Origin of the sequence: Clostridium sp. (genome assembly GCF_029267215.1) — a bacterium.
GTDB lineage: Bacteria > Bacillota > Clostridia > Clostridiales > Clostridiaceae > Sarcina.
On sequence record NZ_JARIDH010000017.1, the window covers coordinates 21,768 to 31,812 of the forward strand.

Here is a 10,045-nt window from a genome sequence, read left to right on the forward strand (position 1 = left end):
CTCCTTGAAATCTTATTTATATATTGCCAAATTATCATCGTTTATAATAACATTTTATACTTATTTTACCCTTTTAAATAGCAATATCATAAAAAAAAATTAAACAGTATTTTCTTATAGAAATTGATTACAATACAGTATATAATAATGGTGAAATCTATAAATTTTATTAAAAAACTAATAATTTTATTGGTTTAAGAGAGGTGTTTTAAATGAACCTAAATGCTACATTCAAAAAGATAATGGATACTACATCCAAAATAGAAACTAATCTTGGAAATCCAATGGCTTGTTTCCTTGAAAGACAAGAAAGAGAAAAAAAAGCTAACATGAAAGCTAAAACTAGAAAGAACTAATTAAGAGATAAACTTATTAAGTATAAAACAAAAAATTATTAATAGATAGTCCAGAAACTCTAATATTTTTATTTATAAAATTAGAGTTTCTTTTTTTGAAGAAACCTATTTACTTAATAAAGTCCACTATTACTTTTATAATCTTTTGGGAATAGTAATTTAACTTTATTTATAACTTAAATCTAAAAAATAAAATGCTAGTAATTTTCTAGTTTTGAAGGTCCACCTATAATTTCCCGTCCTATAAATAAAATACCTTTTTCATCAGCTTTTATTGTCCACTTAACAAGAGAAATCTGCCCCCTTTCAATTTCTAAAGCAGTCACAGTTCTAGGTAAAACACAACATCCAATATTAAAATAAGTTGACTCTTTTCTATTATTAGAAAATAAAGTCTTATGAGTATGTCCTAGTATAACCCTAGTATTATTATCCTCAGCCCAATTGCCTATTTTCTCATCAAATTTATCTCTCTTATTATCACTCTTTGCAGGACTTATAGGATCTTTAAATCCCATAAATGCTTCTAAAACAGCCCAAACATATCTAACTAAAAATTTTGATATGAATGACAGCTCATTATTAAGAAAATCTACCTGATGTCCATGTAGAACAAAAAAATCTTTTCCACTTTTCTCATGTACAAAAACTAAAGATTCAAAAATTTCTAATGTACTATAAAAATCTGCAGCGGAATGATTCAATTTATTTCTCTTCTTATTTCTTCTTAAAAAACTAATTTTACTTTTATCTTTATCATGATTTCCATATATCATAAAAAGTCTTTTTTTCTTCTTAAACCCCTCTAAAATTTCATAAATATCCTGATTCATATTATAAATCTCTTGAATATCTTTAAACTTCCAAAGTTCATCTCCATCTCCAACTTCTATGTAGATAAACTTATTTCTATAATAATATCTTAAGGCTGTAAGATAGATATTTATATTAGGAGCTAAACTATCCTTATAAGTTCCATTTCCCCTATGACAATCACTAAAAAAAACTAATTTTGACTCATCATTAAAATATATTCTATTAGAATTATTTTTAATGTCATTTAATTTTTCAACCCTCATAAAACACCCCAAAATAAAATAATTAATATATTATATTTTTAAATTATAATATTGGTGTAAATCCATAACTGCTTAATTTAATATCTTAAAAAAAGCTTTAATTTATGGAATCTATTCTTATTTTTATAATTAGTTCTATTTTAAGAGAGTGTTGATTTTTTATTTACTCTGTATTTAATAATTAAGTTTTGTGGAAAAGTATACTGAAAAATTTAAATCAATAATAAAGAACTGTCTTATAGAATTTGATTAGTAAACTATTAATCATTTATAGATATGATAAAATTGAACCACCTCGGGCATAAAGCCACGAGGTTTTACGCCATTAATCTAAAAAAAAAAGCATCTAGTAAAACTAGATGCTTTTGGCGGAGAATCCGGGATTTGAACCCGGGCGCCGCTTAACACGACCTACTCCCTTAGCAGGGGAGCCTCTTCAGCCACTTGAGTAATTCTCCATTTGTGGCGGAGAGAATGGGATTCGAACCCATGGTACGCTCACACGCACGCCGGTTTTCAAGACCGGTGCCTTAAACCAACTCGACCATCTCTCCATGTATCACACATTTATTATTATATCAGTTTTCTTTTATATGTCAACTACTTTTTTATAAAAAAGATACTATTTTTTTATTATTTTAGTATCTTTTTTATTAATTAATTATTGTAAAGGTACCTTCATAAATACTATCCAAGTAAATACTGTTAAAACAAACCCTATTAAATTTAAAATTAATGGTAACTTACTTTCATTATGCTTCTTAAAAGATATATACCCAGCTATAATTCCTGGAATTGCAAATAATAGTCCAACCCAAAAGAAATATAATGCTGCAAATATACTGCTCCATCCCATATATAAAGATAATGTATATGATGTAGATCTATTGTTCTTTCCACCAACTTGTATTGATGATCCCTTCATCCAAAATCCTCCCTGTTAAAAATTCATATAACTAAATTATACATATAATCACTATTATAATATAATACTATTTATAAAATTTATATAAACAATTAAATTTTTAGTTCTAAAAATCAGCACGTCATAAATAAATACAAAGTTAATTAAAAACTTCCTACTCAATATTTTTTAAAACATAAATAAAAGCACCTAGTAAAACTAGATGCTTTGGCGGAGAATCCGGGATTTGAACCCGGGCGCCGCTTAACACGACCTACTCCCTTAGCAGGGGAGCCTCTTCAGCCACTTGAGTAATTCTCCATAATATCCCATTTTAATTTTTTATAAAAAAAATGGCGGAGAGAATGGGATTCGAACCCATGGTACGCTCACACGCACGCCGGTTTTCAAGACCGGTGCCTTAAACCAACTCGACCATCTCTCCGCGGTACGTTAATTATTATATCAATAATATATATCTATGTCAATACTTTTTATAAAAAAATTTAAAACCCTGATAAAAATATCAGGGAATTTTATTTATATACTTATTTACTTATATATTAATACTCACAGCAATCATAATGTTTTCTTTTACAACAGCATCTACAACAACATTCTGGTCTATCATAATAATCTTTACAATTTTTATAACAATCAATTGTGGCATATAAATATTTAAATGCTTCATAAGCTGTTTGATCTAACTCTTCATCAAGTTTAGCAGCCTCTTCTAAAATCTCTCTTTCCTTACCTCTTAATATCTCTGCTTTCTTTTCTAATTCATCAATTTCATCTTGTATAACTTTAGCTTCTGCTAACTTGTCTTCAACAGCCTTATTAAGTTCAGCAGTTTTCTTAGTTAAATCTTCAGCTACTTCTTCAAACTTTTTGCACTTCTTACAGCTATAATAACATTTATCACATTCACAATTATGTCTATATTTCTCCATTTTTCTATACCTCACTCAAATTTAAACCTAATTTATAATATGTTGAGTTAGTATATTGTGACACAATAATTTGTAGAAATTTAATTTTTAAATATATAATTTAATATAAAAAGAAAGAAGTATATGAAACATTTAAAGCTTTCATATACTCCTTAAGATAATATTACGTACTAAATATTATTTTAAAACATCACATCTCATGTATGCTTTTAATTCTTCTGGTATAACTACTGAACCATCTTCTTGTTGGTAGTTCTCTAATATAGCAGCCACAGTTCTTCCAATAGCAACCCCTGATCCATTTAATGTATGAACGAATTGTGGTTTCTCTTTTGGTGAATTTTTATATTTTATGTTAGCTCTTCTTGCTTGGAAATCTTCAAAGTTTGAACAACTTGAAATCTCAACATATCTATTGTAACTTGGCATCCATACTTCTATATCATATTTTAATGCAGCTGTGAATCCTAAATCACCTTTGCATATTCTAACTATTCTATATGGTAATCCTAAACCTTGTAATACAGACTCAGCATCTTGAACTAATTTGTCTAATTCAGCATAACTTTCTTCCGGTTTACAGAACTTAACTAACTCAACTTTGTTGAATTGGTGTTGTCTTATAAGACCTCTAGTATCTCTTCCTGCAGAACCAGCCTCAGCTCTGAAACAAGCACTATATGCAGCATGTTTTATTGGAAGTTTATCTCCATCTAATATTTCATTTCTATACATATTAGTTACAGGAACCTCTGCTGTTGGTATTAAGAAATATCCATTGTTTTCTACTTTGAAAGCATCCTCTTCAAATTTTGGAAGTTGACCAGTACCTGTCATACTATCTCTATTTACCATGTATGGTGGTAATACTTCACTATATCCATTTTCAAAAGTGTGTTTATCTAGGAAATAGTTTATGATTGATCTCTCTAATCTAGCCCCATTTCCTTTATAAACTGTAAATCTTGAACCAGCAACTTTTCCACCTCTTTCAAAATCTAAAAGATCTAAGTCAGTTCCTAAATCCCAGTGAGCTTTTGGTTCAAAATTGAATTTAGTAGGCTCTCCCCATCTTTTTATTTCAACATTATCCTCATCAGTTTCTCCTTCTGGAACAGCTGGATTTGGTATATTAGGTATTCTTAGCATGATGTAGTTTATTTTGTCATTTAACTCAGCAACTCTAGCATCATCAGCTTTTATTTTATCTCCTATTTCTCTCATTTCAGCCATTACTTCTGTAACATCTTCTCCAGCTTTCTTTCTTTTTGGAATTTCAGCTGAAACTTCATTTCTTTGTTTTTTTAATGCCTCAACATCAAATAATATTTTTCTTCTTTCTTCGTCTAAAGCTATAACTTCATCTATAACATTTACGTCGAAATCTTCTCCTCTGTTAGCTAAAGCATTTTTTACTTCTTCAGTGTTACTTCTTAATCTTTTTAAATCTAACATTTCCTATTCTCCTTTCAAAATTCAATAATTTATATTAATCATTATTTTAAGTAAATTCTGTTTTAAACAAACATTCTTATTTACTTAAACTGATATTTAACAATATTATTAACATAAATTTACTTTTTTAAAAAATGTATAAAAAAGGAGCCTATAATCCCTATAAAAGGGACGAAAAGACTCCGCGTTGCCACCCTAATTGATAGAATAAAATTATCCTATCCTCTTAAAAAATTTAACGGTTAATTCCGTACTGCTCATCACAGTCCCTCACAGGTGGATTCATGAAATTACTGTGTTAGTTTACACCTACCACTAACTCTCTAAAATCAATATATCTCATTACTAGCCTGATCAAAGGTTTAATATTAAATTAAACATATTATATAAAAAATATACTGTAATATATGCTTTTTGTCAATTCTTAACTATCTTTTTGTAAATTTTTTGTACAAATAATATCTATACCAGTATTCATTATATTCTTACAAACCACATTTCCACTCTTAGTAGGTACCCCAACATATAGTCTGCTTAATACATTTGAAAAATCAATCCATTTAGATACTTCAACTGGTTTATTACTTTTTACAGGCACTACATTGTATTTTTTAGAACCTCTAACTCTCACAACACTAGTAAAAATATCCTTATGCATTAAATCACCCCTTTTAAACTCTATCAAACTCCTTGATTCTAGATGCTAAAACCTTAGAATTCTTAGAATCTTCAACAATTTCTGTTGGCTTTTTATCAAGTTCTCTAGCTAAAATATTTATTATCTTACTTATGCAATATGCTCCATGACAACTTCCAAAGGTTGCACCTGTCCTTCTTTTAACACCCTCCACAGTTCTTGCACCTAAAGGACGTCTAATACAGTCTACAATCTCTCCTTCACTTATATCATTGCATACACAAACCATTTTACCATATCTTTTATCTAAAGCAATAAGCTCATTTCTTTCTTCATCAGAAAGCTCTCTAAATCTATAAAACTCTCTTCTTTTATCTATAAAATTTTTATTTAATTTACAATTTAATTTTTCTATGATTTCATCACAAATTCTCTTAGAAATAGCAGGTGCTATTGTAACTTCTCCATAATGTTTTCCCATAACTTTTATATAACCTTTATGCATTCTACTATCGTCTATAATCATCCTATCTCTACTATGATTATCATAGAAAATATCTTTAACATTTTTTCTGCTTATACTATTTATCATCTCTTTAGCAAGCTTTAAAGATTTCATAAATCCTAAGGAATGATTTGAATTTATACCTATTAAAGTATCTCCATTAACAGTATTCTTCTGTATTATAAATTCCTCTTCATTTTTAAGCTTAACAACTATATTAGAAGTTTTCTCTTTAATCTCATCATTTAACAATAAATAATAGGTTTTAAGAGCATTCTTTTGTTCATAGTATTTATCTTGATCTATTGTATAATGTTCGCCTGGAGTTGTATTTATAACAAATCTACAAGTAAATTTATTTTTATTTGTAGTTACTCTAAATCCTTTAGCTATTCCTTGAATATCTAAAACAATTTCCTCCAATCTAAAATTAACTCCATTATCATATGCTATCTCTGCAAATCCAATAGCTAAATCATATGGACTTGTAACAGCAATATTCTCAGAATACATAGCTTTCTTTATTTCACCTTTATAATTAGGTTCAATTTCTCTTGCTCTCTCTTCATCAATCAAATGAATATTTTCTATTCCTCTAGATTTTGCTCTATTATAATTTTCTTCTATAATTTTAACCATTTCATCATTATCAGCAATAGTTAAATGACCTACTCTTTTAAATGGAACATTAAGCTTCTTAGTTATTTCAGGCAACATCATATTTCCCATGTTTTCTAAATAACTCATTAAATTATCCTTACACTCAGAACCATCATAAACAATAGCTGTATTAACAAAGGAAACATCATCTGCAATATCAAAATCTTTCTCTATAAGAGCTATATTTAAGTTATATTTTGATAGCTCATATGCAACTGAGCATCCTATGATTCCTCCACCTAATATCAATACATCATAATCCATATGTTTCACTCCTAGCTCTTAGTTATATTCCAATAAAAATTATAACATAAATAGATAAATTTAATGTAAATATTATCAAAAATACTTACTTAATTAAAATTAATCTACTAATAATTTAACTTGTAAATAATAAAAATTTTATTCCTCTGAAAGCTTATTTAAAATTCCACCTAATTCATTAATAAGCTCACCATACTTAGCCCAATCACCATTTTTCTGAGCTTCTATAGCCTTATTAAATAAATTAGCAGCTTCCTTAATTCCACCTGATGGAACTTTTGCTTGACTACTTTCATCCACTAAATCAGACGCTCCATTATTTTCACCTTTATAATTAAATAATTTTTCTAAAGCCTTATCAACATTTTCTTCAATAACAATATTATCACCATTAGAAAGTATAACTCTCTTCATCTCAGGCATACTATTTTCTGAATCAGCCTTTAGATAAATAGTATTTAAGTATAATAAAGAATTTTCTACCGGAACAATAATTATATCTCCATAAATAACCTCTGACCCTTTACCAGCCCATAAACTTATCTCTTTTGATATATTAGGATCCTGTTGAATCCTATTATTAAATAAAATTGGACTATAAATAGTTCTTTGAGGAGGGAACTTGTACATGACTAATTCTCCATAATTTTCTCCATCCATCCTTGCACCAAGTAAGGCAACCATACTTTGCTTGCCTTTCATATTGAAGTAATCTAAAAGCATCATCTCAACATTTTCTTCACCAGGTAACTTAGTCATTAAATATAATCCCTCATTATTAGTACCTGAAACTTCCTTTTGATTTGAAAATAATACATCTATTCCACCTTTTGAAGTGTCTGAAGATGCACTTTCTCCTCCCTTTTTAACAATTTCTAATGATCTATCCCATAAATCTTCCTCAGTAAATAATTTTATAGGATCTTCAACGTGATATTTAGTTAAAACTTTACTCTGAAGCTCAAATAAATTTTTAGGATATCTAAAGTGAGATTTTAAATCTTCAGGCATGTCACTTAATGGCTTAAATAATCCCTTATAAATATTTGAATAACATTTAATTACTGGATCATTATCATCAGCAACATAAAAATCTACATCTCCATTAAAGGCATCAACAACAATCTTAACAGAATTTCTTATATAATTTACTCCATCATGAGGTTCTGAGAATGGATACTTATTAGAAGTTGTATATGCATCCATAATCCAAACAAGTCTACCATCATGAATTACAACATAAGGATCATTATCATAAGTTAAGAAAGGTGCTATTTTCTGAACTCTCTCATAAATATTTCTATTAAGAATTAATTTACTCTCTGAATTTATTGAACTAGACATAAGAATTTTTGGATTTTTTTCATATATACTAAACAAAAGTCTATTTATAGGTGTCATCTTAATTCCACCAGTTCCATTATAATTAAATGTATTTTCAGTATCTCCAGTTGGATAATCAAATTCATCAACATCAGTATTTACAATAACATACTCATTATCACCTTCACCAAAGTAAATTCTAGGATTATCTAGATTTATATCTGTTGTATTTACTGTAGGTATATCCTTCATAACAAAATCAGGTTGTCCAACATCTGTAACCATATTAACCTTACTCATTGCAACTCCATAACCATGAGTATATCTAAGATGTTTATTCTGCCATGTAGTCATAGTATTTCTATTAATCTCTCTAGGTGATATAAAAACTTGAGTATATTTACCATTTATATCGTATCTATCAGTATCTGCATCATTAAACTCATAATAATTTTTTATAAGTTGGACTTGCTTATAGAAACTTAATAATGGTCCAGTAGAATTAACCTTTAAATTTTCTATTATATCCTTATTTTTATTAAGTGTAGACGATTTTAAATCTTCATTAGGTTCTATTTCCTTAACACTAATATTATCTACTCCAAAAGCCTTCTTAGTAGCATCGATATTATAAGATATATAAGGTTTCTCAAGATCCATTTCATTTGGCTTAACAACAAATTGTTGAGTAAATATAGCAACTATTGGCTCTAAAACAATAAGAACAGCTATCCCTGCAATAGAAATTATTATAGGTCTAAACTTTAATTTTAATATTGAAATAAAAACTATAATAGAAGCTAAAATACAAGCTACTGAAATTACTTTGTAAAATAAAAGAGTTATCTTTACATCTGTATAACTGGCCCCATAAGCTACTCCTCTTGTACTATAAACTAAAGAATATACCTTAAGCCAATATTCAATTCCTATAAGTAAAGATAAAATAGATGCTAAAACAGCTAATTGTTTACCAGCAAAATTTTTAATTCCATCAACTTTACTATTCAACATAATTACCTTATCATTCTTATTAAATCTATCTCTAACCCCTAAAACTAAGAATATACCAATAGTTATAACTATTAAAATAATAATTAAAGAAATACTAGCGTTAAAAATTGATTGAATTAAAGGTAATTTAAAAATATAAAAAGAAATATCCTTATTAAATATAGGATCAACCTCACCAAAAGGTACAGAATTAGTAAATTGTAATATCTTATACCATTGAGTTGTAGCAGTAACTCCAGCCCCTAATAAAGAAACTACTACATTTAATAAGACAAAATATTTTCTTAACTCTTTAAATCTAAACTCTCCAACTAAAATTTTAATATTTTTTCTTAAAGTAAATAAATAAATAGCTATAACAACAAAATATACTATAAAAATAGGTATAAATAACTTAGCTATAGCTACCATTTTAGTAAAGAATACTTCTAAATATCCAACTTCCCTAAACCATTGAATATCAATAATAAAATTAGTTGAAATAAATAAAATTCCAACTAGAAGTAAGACAATAACAAGAACTATATTTAATATCTTGCTTTTCAAAATTTCCCCTCCCTTAAAATATAAATATTTCATATATAATTTAATTTATAAAATAAAAAGCATAAATAAAAAATTTTATAATAAAATTTTTTATTTAAACTTTAATTCTTAAATTGCAATATCAAATTGAACTAGTCCTTAATTATGATTTAAAAACTAATTATTATAATAAATATATTTTATCTAAGTGTATTTCGAATAACTCTTCTTGAGTCTTGTAATCAAGAAGCTTTCTTGGAAGAGTATTCATCCAATTTTCTATGAAAGATATAGTTTCAAGTGAGTAGTCTGAAATTCGTTTTCCCTTTGGGATAAAACGTCTAATTAAGCCATTATGACGCTCATTTGT

The 10,045-nt window shown here is 27.6% G+C and carries 8 protein-coding genes, 4 tRNA genes, 1 pseudogene and 1 other annotated feature; of the genes and pseudogenes, 1 reads left to right on the top strand and 12 read right to left on the bottom strand.

Annotated elements, in window-relative coordinates; genetic code table 11:
• Positions 1-212 precede the first annotated feature (212 nt).
• The gene (locus Q1K13_RS01575; protein ID WP_300347174.1) at positions 213-356 is read left to right on the top strand and encodes a hypothetical protein; all 144 of its coding nucleotides are present in this window, start codon (positions 213-215) and stop codon (positions 354-356) included.
• 197 nt (positions 357-553) lie between these two features.
• Here the strand turns inward: Q1K13_RS01575 and Q1K13_RS01580 are convergent, their stop codons facing one another.
• The 12 genes and pseudogenes from Q1K13_RS01580 to Q1K13_RS01635 all read right to left on the bottom strand — a co-directional run.
• Positions 554-1,435: a metallophosphoesterase gene (locus Q1K13_RS01580; protein ID WP_300347176.1), complete on the bottom strand. Its 882-nt coding sequence runs from the start codon at positions 1,433-1,435 to the stop codon at positions 554-556.
• A 366-nt stretch (positions 1,436-1,801) separates the two neighbouring features.
• Positions 1,802-1,893, bottom strand: a tRNA-Ser gene (locus Q1K13_RS01585).
• Positions 1,894-1,898: 5 nt separating this feature from the next.
• Positions 1,899-1,989 (bottom strand) — tRNA-Ser (locus tag Q1K13_RS01590).
• 107 nt (positions 1,990-2,096) lie between these two features.
• Positions 2,097-2,360 (bottom strand): hypothetical protein, encoded by a 264-nt coding sequence (locus Q1K13_RS01595; RefSeq protein ID WP_300347178.1) that lies wholly within the window; start codon positions 2,358-2,360, stop codon positions 2,097-2,099.
• A gap of 208 nt (positions 2,361-2,568) precedes the next feature.
• Positions 2,569-2,660 (bottom strand) — tRNA-Ser (locus Q1K13_RS01600).
• Between the two features lie 33 nt (positions 2,661-2,693).
• A tRNA-Ser gene (locus tag Q1K13_RS01605) sits at positions 2,694-2,784 on the bottom strand.
• Positions 2,785-2,902: 118 nt separating this feature from the next.
• Positions 2,903-3,292 (bottom strand): hypothetical protein, encoded by a 390-nt coding sequence (locus Q1K13_RS01610; protein WP_300347180.1) that lies wholly within the window; start codon positions 3,290-3,292, stop codon positions 2,903-2,905.
• Positions 3,293-3,469: 177 nt separating this feature from the next.
• Positions 3,470-4,747, bottom strand: coding sequence for a serine--tRNA ligase (gene serS, locus Q1K13_RS01615; protein ID WP_300347183.1), 1,278 nt, complete (start codon positions 4,745-4,747; stop codon positions 3,470-3,472).
• A 164-nt stretch (positions 4,748-4,911) separates the two neighbouring features.
• Positions 4,912-5,114, bottom strand: a binding site (T-box leader).
• Positions 5,115-5,171: 57 nt separating this feature from the next.
• A complete protein-coding gene (locus tag Q1K13_RS01620) occupies positions 5,172-5,405 on the bottom strand; it encodes a DUF1667 domain-containing protein (protein WP_300347185.1) in 234 nt (77 codons plus the stop codon).
• 13 nt (positions 5,406-5,418) lie between these two features.
• Positions 5,419-6,813, bottom strand: coding sequence for an NAD(P)/FAD-dependent oxidoreductase (locus Q1K13_RS01625; RefSeq protein ID WP_300347186.1), 1,395 nt, complete (start codon positions 6,811-6,813; stop codon positions 5,419-5,421).
• Positions 6,814-6,951: 138 nt separating this feature from the next.
• Positions 6,952-9,696, bottom strand: a complete 2,745-nt coding sequence (locus Q1K13_RS01630) for a UPF0182 family protein (protein WP_300347187.1) — start codon at positions 9,694-9,696, stop codon at positions 6,952-6,954.
• 163 nt (positions 9,697-9,859) lie between these two features.
• Positions 9,860-10,045: pseudogene (locus Q1K13_RS01635) on the bottom strand (IS30 family transposase); the annotation flags it as partial.

What these genes read in the sequence shown, in the direction of transcription:
- Q1K13_RS01610 (WP_300347180.1), bottom strand. Translation starts at nt 3,292, where the DNA reads ATGGAGAAATATAGACATAATTGTGAATGTGATAAATGTTATTATAGC.
- Q1K13_RS01625 (WP_300347186.1), bottom strand. Translation starts at nt 6,813, where the DNA reads ATGGATTATGATGTATTGATATTAGGTGGAGGAATCATAGGATGCTCA.
- Q1K13_RS01580 (WP_300347176.1), bottom strand. Translation starts at nt 1,435, where the DNA reads ATGAGGGTTGAAAAATTAAATGACATTAAAAATAATTCTAATAGAATA.
- Q1K13_RS01575 (WP_300347174.1), top strand. Translation starts at nt 213, where the DNA reads ATGAACCTAAATGCTACATTCAAAAAGATAATGGATACTACATCCAAA.
- Q1K13_RS01595 (WP_300347178.1), bottom strand. Translation starts at nt 2,360, where the DNA reads ATGAAGGGATCATCAATACAAGTTGGTGGAAAGAACAATAGATCTACA.
- serS (WP_300347183.1), bottom strand. Translation starts at nt 4,747, where the DNA reads ATGTTAGATTTAAAAAGATTAAGAAGTAACACTGAAGAAGTAAAAAAT.
- Q1K13_RS01620 (WP_300347185.1), bottom strand. Translation starts at nt 5,405, where the DNA reads ATGCATAAGGATATTTTTACTAGTGTTGTGAGAGTTAGAGGTTCTAAA.